Source organism: Saccharopolyspora sp. SCSIO 74807 (genome assembly GCF_037023755.1).
Taxonomy (GTDB): Bacteria; Actinomycetota; Actinomycetes; order Mycobacteriales; family Pseudonocardiaceae; genus Saccharopolyspora_C; species Saccharopolyspora_C galaxeae.
Window position 1 is genome coordinate 1744084 of the sequence record NZ_CP146100.1, and the last position, 15230, is coordinate 1759313.

At 72.7% G+C, this 15230-nt stretch carries 13 protein-coding genes; 4 read left to right on the forward strand and 9 right to left on the reverse strand.

The window, feature by feature from the left end; translation table 11 throughout:
* Positions 1 to 67: 67 nt before the first annotated feature.
* A complete protein-coding gene (locus V1457_RS07810) occupies positions 68 to 2296 on the reverse strand; it encodes a DUF2339 domain-containing protein (protein WP_338601916.1) in 2229 nt (742 codons plus the stop codon).
* Positions 2297 to 2498: 202 nt separating this feature from the next.
* Here V1457_RS07810 and ptsP point away from each other — a divergent pair, with 202 nt between their 5' ends.
* Entirely contained in the window at positions 2499 to 4139 is a 1641-nt protein-coding gene (ptsP, locus tag V1457_RS07815) for a phosphoenolpyruvate--protein phosphotransferase (RefSeq protein ID WP_338601919.1), read from the forward strand.
* Positions 4140 to 4474: 335 nt separating this feature from the next.
* Here ptsP and V1457_RS07820 read toward each other — a convergent pair whose 3' ends face one another.
* The 7 genes from V1457_RS07820 to macS form a co-directional block, all read right to left on the reverse strand.
* The gene (locus tag V1457_RS07820; RefSeq protein ID WP_200068006.1) at positions 4475 to 5224 is read right to left on the reverse strand and encodes a BTAD domain-containing putative transcriptional regulator; all 750 of its coding nucleotides are present in this window, start codon (positions 5222 to 5224) and stop codon (positions 4475 to 4477) included.
* Between the two features lie 117 nt (positions 5225 to 5341).
* Entirely contained in the window at positions 5342 to 6751 is a 1410-nt protein-coding gene (locus tag V1457_RS07825) for a hypothetical protein (protein ID WP_338601925.1), read from the reverse strand.
* A 76-nt stretch (positions 6752 to 6827) separates the two neighbouring features.
* Positions 6828 to 6992, reverse strand: coding sequence for a hypothetical protein (locus V1457_RS07830; protein ID WP_338601928.1), 165 nt, complete (start codon positions 6990 to 6992; stop codon positions 6828 to 6830).
* Between the two features lie 65 nt (positions 6993 to 7057).
* Positions 7058 to 7237, reverse strand: a complete 180-nt coding sequence (locus tag V1457_RS07835) for a hypothetical protein (RefSeq protein WP_295138631.1) — start codon at positions 7235 to 7237, stop codon at positions 7058 to 7060.
* A gap of 123 nt (positions 7238 to 7360) precedes the next feature.
* Positions 7361 to 7555, reverse strand: coding sequence for a hypothetical protein (locus V1457_RS07840; RefSeq protein WP_200068003.1), 195 nt, complete (start codon positions 7553 to 7555; stop codon positions 7361 to 7363).
* Positions 7556 to 7834: 279 nt separating this feature from the next.
* Positions 7835 to 8503: a response regulator transcription factor gene (locus V1457_RS07845; RefSeq protein WP_200068002.1), complete on the reverse strand. Its 669-nt coding sequence runs from the start codon at positions 8501 to 8503 to the stop codon at positions 7835 to 7837.
* Positions 8500 to 9837, reverse strand: a complete 1338-nt coding sequence (gene macS / locus V1457_RS07850) for a MacS family sensor histidine kinase (protein WP_295138638.1) — start codon at positions 9835 to 9837, stop codon at positions 8500 to 8502. Before macS ends, V1457_RS07845 begins: the two co-directional genes overlap by 4 nt.
* A 272-nt stretch (positions 9838 to 10109) precedes the next feature.
* On the opposite strand from macS, the gene V1457_RS07855 reads away from it, so the two are divergent.
* Positions 10110 to 11300, forward strand: a complete 1191-nt coding sequence (locus tag V1457_RS07855) for a diguanylate cyclase (RefSeq protein WP_295138641.1) — start codon at positions 10110 to 10112, stop codon at positions 11298 to 11300.
* 70 nt (positions 11301 to 11370) lie between these two features.
* Here V1457_RS07855 and V1457_RS07860 read toward each other — a convergent pair whose 3' ends face one another.
* Entirely contained in the window at positions 11371 to 12594 is a 1224-nt protein-coding gene (locus V1457_RS07860) for an AI-2E family transporter (RefSeq protein ID WP_200068000.1), read from the reverse strand.
* A gap of 242 nt (positions 12595 to 12836) precedes the next feature.
* Between V1457_RS07860 and V1457_RS07865 the strand changes: the two genes are divergently transcribed.
* Together V1457_RS07865 and V1457_RS07870 are read left to right on the forward strand one after the other, a co-directional pair.
* Positions 12837 to 13751, forward strand: coding sequence for a hypothetical protein (locus V1457_RS07865; protein WP_338601942.1), 915 nt, complete (start codon positions 12837 to 12839; stop codon positions 13749 to 13751).
* A 99-nt stretch (positions 13752 to 13850) separates the two neighbouring features.
* The gene (locus V1457_RS07870) at positions 13851 to 15194 is read left to right on the forward strand and encodes a hypothetical protein (protein WP_338601945.1); all 1344 of its coding nucleotides are present in this window, start codon (positions 13851 to 13853) and stop codon (positions 15192 to 15194) included.
* Positions 15195 to 15230: the final 36 nt, after the last annotated feature.

Sequence of the window (15230 nt, forward strand, 5' to 3'; positions counted from 1 at the left end):
CTCCCCGCGAGGATGCATCTTCGTTCCCAACTACGCCCGAACGGGTGGAACCCGCGTCGGTGCGGGGTCACGACGCGATGCCCGCGCGGGCCTCCCTGCCGCCGATCAGCCGCGCGTACCGGGTGCCGCCCGCCAGCAGGATGAGCCCGGCGGCCAGGAACGCCAGCACTCGGGCCAGGCCGGACAGCGCGGCGAGGTCGAACAGCAGCAGTTTCGCCAGCGCGACGCCGACCAGCGCGAATCCCGCGACCCGCGGCGGCACCGAACCGATGCCGCGCAACAGCAGCAGGAAAGCCAGCACCATCCACGAGACGGTGATCAGCGCGTGCCCGGCCAGGAAGCCCGAGGTAGTCGGCAGCACCAGGAGGCTCGCGGTGAGCACGGCACCACCGCAGCCGTAGAGAAGTCCGACGGCTGCGGGCGTCAACGCTTGCGGAGTTCGCGGTAGCACGTTCATCCGGACCGCGGCCCAGGTAGTGGCGGTGGTGGCGCCGGCTATGAGCAAGAAGGCCGCCAGCCCGCCGAGCATCGCGGGCGTCAGCGCGCGGCCGTCGTCGAAGTACGGCTGAGCGGGGAAGCCGGTGAACAGGCTCGGCGGCACGTCGATCAGCAGCGCCAGCAGGGTTCCCGCCGAACCGAAAAGGGCGGCGCTCAGCAGCAGTCCCTTGCCGCGCAGCCGGAATGCCAGCATTGCCAGCAGCAGTGCTTCCGCGAGGACGCTGACCGAACGGGCCGAGGCGCCGGTGCACAGCACCGTCAGCTGGAACAGCAGCATGGCGCTCACCCCGCCTGCGACGACGCCGAACGCAGCGGGCAGTCGACCGACTCGGCCGGCGCACCACACCGCGAAGTACAGCGCGCCGAGCAGCGCGAGGAATCCGAACGCGGGCCAGCGTCCCAGCATCGGGGCGACCAGCGCGGTCGGTGCGGCGGCGCTGATCAGCAGCGCGATGCCGATCGGGTCCTTGCCGCGGCGGTGCGCAGTGGCGGCGGCGAGCGCGAGGCCGGTGACGGAGACGGCGAGGGCGGCCCACGCGGCCGTCCACGGCTCGCGGGCGCTCAGCGCGAGTCCGTCGCTGATCAGCGCGGCGAGGATCGCGGGGAAGGCGGAGGCGGCCGTGAGCCCGCGCCAGCCCCGGCGCAGCTGCACCGGCGTTGCGGCGATCTTGAGCACGACCAGGAATCCGGTCAGCAGCGCGGTAGCAGCCGGCACCGGCCCGAACAGCAGCGGTGCGCACAGCAACGGCGCGCACAACGCGCACCCGAGCACGACGCCGACCGCCAAGGCCTGCGAACGCCAGCGGTCGGCGAGCCAGAGCCCGGCCACCGACAGCGCCAGCGCGGCCCCCAGACCGGCCGGGGCAGGCAGGAAGCGGTAGAGCGCGGTGGCCGCGAGCACGTCCAGGTAAAGCGCGGCGATACCGGTCGCGGCCAGCGAGAACGCGGCCGCGGGCGCGGAGCGGCGGCGCACCCACACGCCGCTGGCGAGCAGCGCGAGCCCGAGGCCGCCGCCGGCGGCGACCCGGCCGAGCGGGCCGATCCAGCCCTGCTGCACCGCCATCACCATCAGCAGCACGACGCCGAGCAGCGTGATCGCGGCTCCCGCCCATGCGAGCACGCGGGTGCCTTGGCGAGCGGTCCAGTTCGCGATCACGTCGAGCACCCCGGCGCGCTGCGGGACGGGATCGAGCGACGGCGCGCGGTTTTCGGGCAACCATTCGTCGGAGAACGCCCGGTCGTCAGCCCGTGCCGGTGCGTCGGCGAGGACGTGGTCGCCGGTGGGTCCGTCTTGGGCAGCGGATGCTGCGGGCAGCTGGTCCCCGGCGGGCGCTCGGTGCTCGGTCGATCCTTCGCCGCCGATTCGTCCCCGCTCCGCATCGGCCCCCTGATACGGGGCAGCCCCGGCCGCCTGAGCGGCCGGGGTCTGCGTCGGTTCGGCGAAGCTGGTGTCCACCGGTTCACCTGGTAGCGGTGCTGGTCCGGTGTCCACCGTTGCTGTCGGCGGCGGTAGCTTGTCCGGGACGGGTTGTCGTTGTTTCGGCGGGTGCTCCGGTGGCGTCCCGGTGCGCTCCGGCTGGGTGTCTTGCCCGGTCATGTCGTTGCCTTCCCCAGTAGTGGCCTTCTCCCCAGGTTTCTCGGCGTCCGCACGGAGCTCGCGGAGCTGCGCTCCGAATTCGCCGAGTTCGCCGCCCAGGTCGGCGAAGATTCCCGCGAGTCGTTCGATCGGGTCGGCGAGCTTGCCGAGGTCCGGAGTCGGGCCTGCGACCATGTTCCGTGCCGTCTGCTGTGTTGCCATGAGCACACTCTGTCGGCCGAAGGGGTTCGCCGGGATCCGTACGGCTACTCATCGGTTACTCATCGGTCAGCGCAATCGCTGCTCCGTGCGGGTACGTAGCCGGTGCTCGCGGTGGCCGTCGTACCTGCGCGCATCCGGGCCGATCGGATGAGCGGTGCCTACGATCGAGGAGAGGCCGCAAGAGAAAGGTATGGTCTAGACCATGTCGTCGTTCAGTGGTGTCGGAGTCAGTTCCGGCCGCGCATCCGGCCCCGTCGCCAGGGTCGCCGAAGCCCTCCCCGAGCCTGCCGCCGCGCCGGCGCCAACCGATCCCGCCGCCGAGGCGCGACGCATCCGACCGGCCGCCGAAGCCGTCGCCGACCGGTTGTCCGAGCGGGCGGGCGCGGTCGGCGGCGAAGCCAAGGCGCTGCTGGAGACCACCGCGGCGATGGCGCTCGACCCGGCGCTGCTGTCCCAGGCCGAGCAACTGGTCACCGGCAACTCGCTGCCTGCGGCCCGTGCCGTGCACGAAGCCGCGAACGGCTTCGCCGAAGCGCTGCGCAGCGCGGGCGGCTACCTGGCCGAACGGGTCCGGGACATCCACGACGTGCGGGACCGGATCATCGCCGAACTGCTCGGCGCGACCCCGCCGGGCGTGCCGGACCTGGAACGCCCGAGCGTGCTGCTGGCCCGCGACCTGGCCCCGGCCGACACCGCCGACCTGGATCCGCGGCTGGTGCTCGCGCTGGTGACCGAAGAAGGCGGGCCGACCAGCCACACCGCGATCCTGGCGCGTTCGCTGGGCATCCCCGCGGTCGTCGCCGCCCGCGGAGTGCTCGCCGCGGCGCCGGTGGTCGGGGCGACCGTCGACGGCGACACCGGTGCCGTCGACACTTCGTCCGAGGCGGTGCGCACCCAGGCCGCGCAGCGGCCGACCGAGGTGAACTGGACCGGCACCGGCGGCACCTCGGACGGGCACAGCGTCTCGATCCTCGCCAACGTCGGCTCGGTCGCCGACGCGCACCTGGCGGTGGAGGCCGGAGCGCAAGGCGTCGGACTGTTCCGCACCGAGTTCTGCTACCTCGCCACCGACGACGAACCCGACGTGCCCACCCAGCGCGCCGCCTACGCCGGCGTGCTCACGCCGTTCGCGGAACGGCCGGTCGTGGTGCGGACCCTGGACGCGGGCGCGGACAAGCCGCTGTCGTTCCTGGACATGGGCGTGGAGCCGAACCCCGCGCTGGGCGTTCGCGGGTTGCGGATCTGCTTCGAGCGGCCCGGCGTGCTGGACCGCCAGTTGGAAGCGATCGTCGCGGCCGCGGAGGAATCCGGCGCGCAGGTCGCGGTGATGGCCCCGATGGTCGCCACCGCCGACGAAGCCTCCTGGTTCGCCGAACGGGTGCGGGCCGCCGGGCTGGGCCGGGCCGGCGTGATGATCGAGGTGCCCGCAGCCGCGCTGGCCGCGCACGAGATCTTGGACGCGGTCGATTTCGTCAGCATCGGCACCAACGACCTCGCGCAGTACGTGTTCGCCGCCGACCGGATGTCCGGTGCGCTGGCGAGCCTCAACGACCCGTGGCAGCCGGCGTTGCTGCGGCTGATCGCGCAGGCCGGCCAGGCAGGCCAGAAGCTGGGCAAACCGGTCGGCGTGTGTGGCGAGGCGGCGGCCGACCCGCTGCTGGCCGGGGTGCTCACCGGCTTGGGAGTGACGAGCCTCTCGATGACCGCCGCTGCCGTGCCCGCCGTCGGCTCGGCGCTGGCCGCTCACCCGTTGGCCGCCTACCAGGTCGCGGCGGACGCGGCGCAGAACGCGCCGAGCGCGGCTCGCGCGCGGGAAGCCGCGGTGACTTCGCTGCAAGCTTGATTCCGCGATTCGCGTAATGCGCCGGGGTCCCGGCCGTCACATCCCGCGGGAGGGGGTTCCCGGCCGGATCCGCTAGCCGGATCCGGCCCGCCTGATCGGTGGTTCCGCGCCGATCGGCACCGCAGGCTCCGCCTGCCGGGTCGCGCTCCGCGCGGCCCGCTCGGTGGTGGCGCGATATCGGCGGAGCAGCGGACCGGGGTGGGGGCTCATGGCGCGCCCCCACCCCGGCCACCGGCCGCGCCCCGGCGGGGCAGTACCGGGACGCGACCGGCAGCGGACGGCAGGCCCCATCCCCAGGGGAGCCCGTCGTCCACGGGTGCCCTGTGGCACCCGGGTCAGGCGCGCACGTGGTCCCCGAGCACCGGCCGCACCAGTTCGCGCAGGTCCGGCGACGGTTCGATGCCCAGCTCCCGATCCAGCAATTGCGCGTAGCGGCGGTAGTGGCGCAGCGCCTGCGCGGGATTGGACTGCTTGAGCAGCACCCGCACCACCGCGCAGTGCGCGGTCTCCCGGAACGGCTCGACGACCGTGGCGGCCTGCGCCACTTCCAGCGCGGTCGCCAGCTGGCGGGACTGCACGAGCCGTTCCGCGGCGATCTCCAGCGCGTGCACCTGGACCTGCTGCAACCGCTCCCGCTCGGCCAGCACCCAGTCCTCGTACCAGCCCGGCAGCAGCGGGTCGTGCCGCGCGAGGGCGTGCCCGATCCCGGCCCAGTCCGAGATCGGCTCCGCGGCGTCCTGCTGCAACAACCGCTCCCCCGTGGTGATCAGTTCGTGCACGTCCACCACCACCTGCGGGCCGAGCTCGATCTCCGCACCGCTGCCTTCGATGGCCCCCTGCACCCGCCTGCGCACTCGCCACAGCGTGGTGCGCAGGTTCGCCAGCGCGCTCTGGTCGTCGTTGTCCGGCCACAGCACCCCCGCGACGAAGTCCCGCTGAGTCCGCCCCCGCAGCGCCAGCAACGCCAGCAGCCGCTGCCCGCTGCTGGACATCGCCACCCCGGCACCGTCCCGGTGCAGCGACCATCCGCCGAGCAGATCCAGTCGCAAGGGCTGCGGGATCGGACGCACAGGTCCCTCGTTCATGACTCCCCCTTCTGCCGAGCAAGACCGGCCGCGCCCGCGGGCGGGACCCGTCACCGGTGCCGTCGGGGACGCGACGGCAAGCCGTTACACCACTACCCAGCGTGATGTCTGTGCAGGTCAGGGCGTTTTGGCCGCGCCACGATGCGCGAGTTGCGCACGATGCCGCGGCTGGTGCCTGGGGTGCTTGCGGCGGTGCCAGAGGAACACCTTGCGGCCGGTGCGGAGCAGGAACGCCGTCGCGCCGAGCCACGGCAGCAGCACCACCACCAGCGAGACGATCGCCAGCACTCCGGCCAGCGTCTGGCCCTGTCCGAGACCGGCGACTCCCGCGTCCCAGAAGCTCCGCCCCCGCGTCAACGCGGTCTCCAGGTAGCGCGGCACCCGTACCAGCAGCGACACCATGGCCAGGCCCAGCACCGGTACGACCACCATCACCCAGGCCGTCACGATCATGCGCACCCGCGGACGCAGTGCCCCGCCGGCGGGCTGTCCGGCCAGCCGGTGCTTGCCCGCGAGCCGCTGCAGGAACGGCCGCACGTGCGCGAACAGGTTCGGCACGCCGACCAGGTCGCCGAGGATGTAGTACCCGTCCAGCCGGATCAGCGGCAGCAGCTGCTGGAGCATCTGTATGTGGCTGAGCACGATGAACACCATCAGCGGCGGGAAGTGCGTGGCCCAGAAGAGCCCCGCGGCGCCCAGGATGAAGATCGCGTTGAAGTACAGCCCACCGAGGTCGGTGCGCAGCCTGCCCGCTCGGTCCAGCCGGTAGGCGTCCGTGACATTGGTGTAGAAGGCCGGGATCACCAGCAGGATCCCGACGCCGATGGAGCCCGGCCGCGCTCCCCCGTAGCGGCAGGCGGCGGCGTGCCCGGTCTCGTGGAAGAACGTGGAACCGATCACCAGCGCCATCACCGTCAGCACCTGAGCCGGATCGCCGACCGCGCGGTGGAACGCCGGATCCAGCGCGCCCGAACTCACCAGCGCGACGTCGACGACCACCAGCGCGCACAGCACCGCCACCACCAGCGCGGGCTGGAACAGCGGCGCCAGCACGGCGGCCAGCGGACGCACGAACCGCGCGGGCAGCAGCACGCCGCGCATCGCGAGCGCGATCAGCGGGTCGGCCCGCGGTGCTTTCGCCACCGGCTCGGCCAGGGTGGCCACGCCGAGTTCGTGCAACTTGTCGTTGATCAGGTACTCGACGCCGGGAACGGACACCTGCTTGCCGCAGTCGGCGGTGATCCGATCGGCGATCTGGCGCAGCGTCCGGTGCCCGTCGATCTGCTCGGTCACCCGGTACAGGAGTTCGGACACCAGGACCATCTGGCCGTCGGCGCGGGAGAGCAGGTAGCGCGGTTCGGCGTAACCGGCACCTTCGTACCGCCCGCACAGCGAAATGCCCTCGGCCCTTACCGGTACCGCGTGCTCGTCGGTGGGATCGGCACCGCCCGCGGAACCCGCGGGATCGGTTCCGGGGCGCTGGACGGACGCGGTCCCGGACTGCCCGGCCTCGGTGGCTTCTGACATGGGGTTCCCCTCTTGGCAAACCGGCCGGGGACGGGAAGACCCGTCCCCGGCCGGCCGGCACGTCCGATGTTCGCTGCTACTTCGCGCTGATGCCTTGGTCGAGAATCGCCGCGGCGTCGCCGCCGATGCTGACCGCGACGCCGACGTTGACGCCCACGGCGTTGGTGACGTCGACGAGGCCGGTTGCCTCTCGCTGCGGCAGCAGTTCGGCCGACTGCTCGGCCAGCTCGAATTCGTGCATGTGCTCCTCCTGGTGGGTGGTGACCCGGCCGCGCGCCGGTGCTCAGCACGCGGCCGGGAACTCGATTACTTCTGGCCGACGTCGAGGTCCTGCTCGGCGGTCGCCACGGCGTCGCCGAACGGTCCGTTGAGGGCCACTGCGGTGTTCTCGGCGGTGATGTCGGCGACGTTCAGGTTCAGCCCGCCCAGCGCCTCACGCGCAGGCAGCAGCTCGGCCGAGGCTTCCGCGGAAATGTCGAAGTTCACGATGTGCTCCTGGAATCAAAGTGGGAATCGGTCGCGGCCGCTGGCCGCTGGTGGTGCTCCGGGACCACCGCCCCGGAGTCACCGAACGGTGCAGAACCGGGCCCCTGCGGTGCAGGGAACGGTTCACCAGCCGCTGTGCTGGCCGACGTCGAGGTCCTGCTCGGCGGTCGCCACGGCGTCGCCGAATCCACCGTTGATGGCCACGGCGGTGTTCTCGGCGGTGATGTCGGCGACGTTCAGGTTCAGCCCGCCCAGCGCCTCACGCGCAGGCAGCAGCTCGGCGGACAGTTCCAACTCGGAGATCTCGAAAACGCTCACGGTCGTGCTCCTCATCGTGTTGACGAACTTGCGAACCGCGGCCCTCTTGCCGCTGGCCGCGAGTACGCCAAACACGCCGTCACCGACTCGTCACGCGCGCGTCACGGCGAATCCGCGGCACCCGCCCGGACGACGAGCGCCGACGCGCTGCTCACCGGCGGTGAGAAGCGGTGTGACCTGGGGGAAATCCGGTCGGGTCCGGACGAGCGACGACCCGGCCACCGTGCTCGGTGACCGGGTCGGGTGAACCGGGAAAGATCTTGCGGAGGGCTGGGCGGATCACTCGGTTTCGCCGTCGGCGTCCAAGCCGTGCTCGATGGCGTAGCGGGCCAGCTCCACGCGGTTGTGCAGCTGGAGCTTGCGCAGCGTGGACTGCACGTGGTTCTCCACCGTGCGGTGCGAGATGACCAGCTTGTTCGCGATCTGGCGCGCGGTCAGGCCCTTCGCCACCTGCCGCAGCACCTCGGTCTCCCGGTCGCTGAGCTGCGGAGCCTGCGACTCCCCGCCGGGGGTGACGGCCATCCGCCGGTACTCGCCGAGCACCAGCCCGGCCAGCCCCGCGTTGAACACCGCATCCCCGGCCGCGGTGCGCTGCACCGCGTCGACCAGCTCGTCCACCGAGGCGGACTTCACCAGGTAGCCGGAGGCACCGGCCTTGACCGCTTCCAGCACGTCGCTGTGCTCGCCGCTGGCCGAGAGCACCAGCACCCGGGTGCCGGGGATCTCCTGGGTGATCTGCCGGGACGCGTCCACCCCGGAGGTGTCGCCGAGGTTGATGTCCATCAGCACCACGTCCGGGCGCACGGTACGGGCGATGCGCAGCGCGGAGACCGCGTCCGCGCTGGTGGCCCGCACCTCGAAGCCGCGTTCGGAGAGATCCCTGGACACGCCGTCGCGCCAAATGGGGTGATCGTCGACAACCATCACCGAGACCTGCGGCTCGGTCATCCGTCTCCTCCTATGCGACGTGCCTCGGCTGCGGAAACCTCGTCCGCGGAGTCCGGCGACCGGCGCCCGGCGGCGTCCTGCTCGGTTCCGGTGCCCGCGGCGGTACGCCTGCCGGAGATCTTCCCGTCCGGGCGTTTCGCCCGTTCGCCCAGGGGCGCCGTGTCAGCGGTCCCGTCGGTCGTCGAGGGGCGCGGCACGCGCAGCTCCCACTCGGTGCCTTCCCCCGGCGAGGTGTCCAGCGCGACCGTTCCGTCCAGCGTGGCGACGCGACCGCGGATCGACTGGGCCACGCCCATCCGCCCCTCGGCGGCGGCCTCGTCGAGCCGCCCTTCGGGGATGCCGGGCCCGTCGTCGCGGACGCTGAGCACGATCTCGTCCGGCAGTTCCTCCAGCAGCACCCATGCCCGCGCCTCGGAGCCCGCGTGCCGTTCGACGTTCTCCAACGCTTCCCGCACCACCGAGAACAGGTCCGAGCACAGCGGTTCCGGCAGCAGCACGCTCGTGGCGGGCACCGATACCTGCACTCGTCCGCTGCGCAACACCTGCAGCCGGGCCACCAGGTCCGTCTCGCCCCCGGCGGTCGGTTCGACCGGGGCGGTCGCCACCAGCGAGCGCAACGCGATCTCCTGCTCCCCCGCGAGCTGGGCGAGTTCGGCGGCTTCCCCGCCGAGTTCGGTGCCGCGCCTGCGCACCCTGGCCAGCACTTGGAGCACGCTGTCGTGGATCGACCGGGCCAGGCGTTCGCGCTCGGCGGTGGCCGCCTCCGCGCGCAACGCCTGGCTGAGCCGCTCGGTCGACCGGCGCGCGGTGTCCGCGGCCAGCCCGAACAGCACGCCGGTACCGACCAGCAGCACGGCCTCCTGCAGCATCACGGAGTTGGAGTGGCCGCGGATCAGGAAGTTGATCCCCGCGGAGAGCACGCCGGACACGCCGCCGCCGAGCCAACCCCACTGCACCGCCGCCAGCGTCACCATCGACGGTTGCCACAGGGTCACCACCGACGGCAGGTCGTCGGTCATCTGCTGCTCGGTCATGATCAGCTCGTTGCTCAGGAACAGCACCGAGACCAGCACCTGGTCGATCAGCACGAGGCGGTTCGTGCGGTGCTCGCGCACCCGGAACCGCCGGACCGTGAACACCGTCCAGCCGATCATGATCAGCAGTTCGGCCGCCGCCAGCGCCGGGTACCGGTAGTCCCGGAACTGGATCGCGAAGCACAGGATCGCGTAGCACAGCCCCACGGAGCGGAAGAAGTTGTGCGTGCGCCACAGCGGTGTCCGGCCGTCGGCGACGCGCGGTCGTTGCGCTGGCTGGCTGGCGTGCGGTGTGGCCACGGTTGCTCCTTCCCGGCGGCCCATCCTGCCGTACGGCGACGATCTCGTAACCCGGCGATCGGTGAACACGCTGGGTGTTTGTTGTCACCGAATGGATCAATCGAATGGGAGGCCGTCCCGGCTATCACCGCTTGATCGGGTTATGCGAGTCTCTGGAGCAGTGATCGATCCGTTGATCGGTTGTGCGACAACGACGCCATTCGTGCGGATCGGGAATTGCGAACGGACCAATCGCCCTGGTCCATGCGGGTGGCGAAGAGACGCGAGGATTCATGGCGCTGTGGCCGAGGCTCCGGGCGCCCGCCTTGATCTACGGGCTGCTGGTCGAAACCGCGGCCCTCGCCGTGGTGCTCCCGGTGGTGCTGGGCAGCTCGCCGCCGAGCCCGGGCGAATGGCTGCGCTTCAGCATGCTTGCGGCCACCGCGGGCGTGGTCATCATCGCGACCTCGGTGTCGATCCGGGTGCGCAGCGAGGTGCGGCGCGACCCGTGGACGGTGCACACCGCCTACCTCGCGGCGGGCGGGCTGACGCTGCCGCCGGATCTGCTGGTCCTGCTGCTGGTCGGGCCCGGTCTGCACGCCGCGCTGGAGCGGCGCCCGGAGCCGCACCGGTGGCTGTTCGTCAGCGCCGCGACGGTCTGGGCCGTGTTCGCCGCCCGGTGGGTGATCGGCTGGCGGGACCCGGCGTGGAATCCGGTGCTGATCGTGCTCGCGGGCACCGTGTTGTTGCTGGTCCGGGCCGCGCTCGTCGCCATCGGCCTGCGGCTGCGGGACCCGGACGCGCGCGGTTCGGAAGTGCTGGGCGAGTCCGCCGACGTGCTGCTGGGCATCGTGGCGGCGTGCTTCGGCGGTGTGCTGGGCATGGCGGTGCTGCGGGAGCCGGGCGTGGCGCTGCTGGGAGCTCCGGTGCTGGCGTTGCTCGATCTGGCCGGGCAGCTGCCGCACTGGCGCCGCTCGGCGCAGCGCGACGGCAAGACCGGGCTGGCCAATGCGCTGCACTGGGACCGCCTCGCCCGGGCCGAGCTGCGCCGGGCGTGCGCGCGGCAGCAGCCGACCGCGGTGCTGCTGCTGGACTTGGACCACTTCAAGCGGGTCAACGACGAGGTGGGGCACATGGCCGGTGACGCGGTGCTCGCGGCCGTGGCGCTGACGCTGCGCGGCAGCGTCCGCAAGGACGACGTGGTCGGCAGGTTCGGCGGCGAGGAGTTCGTGGTGCTGCTGCCGACGGCCGCACCGGAGGTGGCCCGCGTGGTCGCCGACCGCATCCGATTGGCGATCGCTGCGCTTTCCGTGCCCACGCGGGACACCCTCGGCGAGCCGCGCGAGCTGTGCGGGGTGACGGTGAGCGCCGGGGTGGCGACCTCGGTGCGGTTCGGCTACGAGCTCGGGGATCTGCTGGCCGCCGCGGACGCGGCGCTGATGCAGGCGAAGTCGGCGGGGCGGAATGCGGTCACCGTGGCGTAGCCGCCTTTCCGGACCGCGCAGGCGACAATTCCTGAATAGATTTCGTGTTCGGTGGAATCCCGGCGTGCGGTCACCGAGCGTCGTCCGAATCCGTTTCCCGCGCGACCGATTCCCCGTCGGAATCCGCGTCCGGCTCCGCCTGCCGCGGGTCGTCCGGATCCACCAGCGACGCCGAGGTCTCCCCGGCCGCCAGCGAGCGGATCGCCGAGTTCAGCACCGCGACCAGCGGCACCGACAGCAGCGCCCCCACGATGCCCGCGACCACCACGCCTGCGCTGATCGCCAGCACCACCGCCAGCGCGTGGATCCGCACCGCACGTCCCAGCAGCATCGGCTGCAGCACGTTGCCTTCGAGCTGCTGCACCGCCAGCACCACCGCGACCACCAGCAGGGCGTCCACCGGGCCGCTGGTCACCAGCGCGACCAGCACCGCCACCGCGCCGGAAGCCACCGCGCCGACGATCGGCACGAACCCGCCGAGGAACACCAGGGCGGACAGCGGCAGCGCCAGCGGCACCCCGATGGCCGTCAGCCCGATCCCGATGCCGATCGCATCGGCCACGGCGACCAGCGCTGTCGCCCGCACGTAGCCGACCAGCGAGGCGAACCCGCGCACCCCGGCCACGTCCACCCGGTCCCGCGCCGCGCTCGGCACCAGCTTCAGCAGGAACGTCCACACCTGCCGCCCGTCGTGCAGGAAGAAGATCAGCGTGAACAGTGCCAGCACCAGGCCGGTGAGCAGGTTGCCGAACGTGGAGGCGGTGGACAGCGCCCCGCTGGTCAGCGCGGCCTGGTTCTCCTGCAGCCAGCCGGCGGCCTGCCCGATGTACTGGTCGATCTGCTCCTCGCGCAGGTGCAGCGGCCCCTGCAGCAGCCAGCCCCGGATCTGGTCGAAGCTGCGCAGGATCTGCCGCTGCAACGCCGGAAAACCGCTGATGAAAGCGTTGATCACGAAGCTGAGCACGCTGCCGACCAGCGCCAGCCCGCCGATCAGCACGACCGCGGTCGCCAGCGCCCGCGGCACCCGGATTCGGCCCAGCCACGGAACCGCGGTGCTGACCCGCTCCGGCATCCGCAGCCGCGTCACCCAGGACACCGCGGGTGCCAGCAGCGCGGCCAGCAGCAGGGCGATGGCCACCGGGATCACCACGACGTACAGCCGGCCGATCGCCATCCCCAGCACGTAGAACAGGCCGAGCACCACCAGGATCCGCCAGGACACCGCTGCCGATACCCGCAGCACGCGCGGCACGTCGGAGGCGGCGTCGGCCGGAGTGATCTTCGCGTCGCTCACCCTGCAACCGTAGCCGTGCCGGTTGCGTGCCCGGGCGCCCGGAGCGATCTTGACGCGGTTTCCGCGGAGATTTTCTTGTAACTCGATCCGGCGATGTTGGTGGTGACCGGGTACCTCCGCGGCCGCTGCGCTGACAAAGTTCCCGTCGGCAATGCGGATCAAGCCGCCGGATGGCGCAATCTCGCGGGTGAGCGAGTGCGGCGCCCGGGGCGACAACGCCGAGCACGGGACCGGAACAGCAGATGTCGGACAGCCTCCGGAGGACGGGCGGCGGCCGCGGATGGCGGCTGCTGGCCCGGACGCTGGTCGTCGCGGGCGCGACGGCCGCGGGCACCTCGGTGGGCTGGCTGGCGCACGCGGCGGAGCCCGTCCTGCCCGAGATCACCGTGCCTGGCCCAGCCGAACAGGTCGCCGCCGCTGCGGTCGGCCACGCGGACGGGGCCGCTGCCCAGCAAGGCCGTGCGATGATCGACGACGGCGCGCAGGCCGCGGATTCCCGGCCCGCGGCGGACGATTCCGCGCCCTCGCTGCTGTCCTTAGCTACCGACACCGCTCGCGGGCTCGTGCCCGCGCCGCAGCCCGAGCCGGACTCCGCGGAAGCCGGCGAGTTCGCGCTGCACGACCTGGACCCGCAGCGCCTCGTCGGCACGGCCGAGTCGGCCGCGGACCTGGTGCCCGGTGCGCACTCGCTGCTGGACCCGCTGAGCGACGGGCACTCCGGCGATCCGGCCCCGACGGAGCCCGCCCCGCCCGCGGCCGAACCCGAACCGCCATCGTGGACACCGGAGGCGCCGCCCGCGCCGCTCGCCGCGCGACCTCCGCCCTCCGCTGCGGCACCGCTTCCGCACCACCTCGACGAACCGCGCACCGCACCCGAGCCGGCAGCCGACGGCGGCGCCGTGATCACAAGCGAGAGCCCGGACAGTCCCGCGCCGCCACTGCCCTGGCCACCGCGCCACCCGGGTCTGCTGCCCGCGCCGCCCGCCGCCGGATGTGGTTGCCCGGCCGACGGACTCGGCCACGGCGGCGGGCTCGGCATCACCGGGCAACCGCCGTCGTCCACACCGCTGCCCACGGCCGCGCAACGCGTCGAACATCCGGCCGCGCGCGCCCTGCTCGGCGCCGAAGGCTCGGCACCCGGCACCACGCCCGACTAGGTCGGCGATCAACCGCGACGCGCCCCGGAGATCCGATGCGGCGCTCCCCCGAACCACTGCTCTTCCCCGCCCGCGCGGGACACATCCGAAGGAGACCCCATGCAGACCTGGGCGAAGCGAGGCGTCCGCGCCGCGCTGGTGACCGGCGGTGTGCTGGCCGTGGGAACGACCATGGCCGCCACCGAAGACGCGAACGCCGCGCGGCATTCCGGCGACTCCCCCGCAGGCAACGGCGCGCATCGCGCGTCGAGCGCGGACCAGCACCGGCCGCTGCACAGCGCGGAGGACACCCAGCCGATATTCCCCGCGCGCGACGCAGCCGTGCGGATGGACGGCGAGCTGTTCCCCGCGCACCTGCGTTCCGGTGGAGACGGGCGCTACCGGGCGCTGGTGCTCACCGGCCGGATCGACCCGGTGCGGGACCTGCTTCCTGCCGTCGAAGACGCGCCCACGCGGGAGATCCCCGCGCTGAGCGAGCAGGGCTGGCTCGCGTCGCGGGTGCCGCGGATGGAACTCGCGGGCTGGGTGGCCGACCCGGCCACCGCGCGCCCGGCGCCGAGCGCGGGCAGGCACAGCATGGAGCCCGGTGCCGCGCCCTCCCGGCACGCGCTGCGCACTCCGGCTGAGGGGTTCCACCGGTCGCTGAGCTGGGCGGGAGCGATCGGCGAGGTGGTTCGCGAGCAACCGCGCGCCGCGGCTCCGGCGGGCGAGGGGCTGGTGTCGCTGTGGCAGCAGTCCCAGCGGCAGGAGACCCAGCCGCAGGAGGCTCGGCGGCAGGAGGTTCATCGCCAGGCGCCGCCCACGGCCGCGCTGCTCGACGCCGAGTCGGTCGACCTCACTTCCGGCGTGCTCCCAGCGCCGGAGTACCGGCTGCACACGCTGCCGCCGTCGCTGCTCGCGGTGGCGCTGGACGAGCCCGCGCACGCGATCGGCCAGCGGGACTCCGTGTCGTCGCAACTGCCGGGCGAGTACCTGGTCGCCGCGAACGAGGCGCCGGCTCTTCAGCACCCGTTGGTGGCCGAGCCGCGCGCGGCGGAGCGGCCCGGTGTGCAGGCACCGCTGCCGCCGCTGGGCGAGCTCAACGCCTTCGGCGCCGACCGCGTCTCCGCGCCCGCTCCCGAGCGGGTGGGTGCTGCGTTCGATCGAGCGATGCGGACCGGCGACCTGCCGACCACGCCGCTGCTGGCCGCCCGCTTCACCAGCGACCCGCTGAAGCTGCCGGTGCAGGTCAAACCGCTCGACGCGCTCGACGCAGTACTGGCGGAACGGGACGTGGTGGCCCGCAACCCGTTCCCGATGCCGCGTGCGGCGCCGGTCGAGATGGCGCTGCCGGTGCTCGGCGGCCCGCTGCCGTCGCTGGTCGTGCCGGGGAGGGGTTCGCCATCGCCGGGCCCCGCCCCGGGACGCAGCATCGAGGACACCGTCGAGTTGCAGCGCATCTGAGCCCTGCCGCGCAAAACGGCCGCCGGACATCCGGCG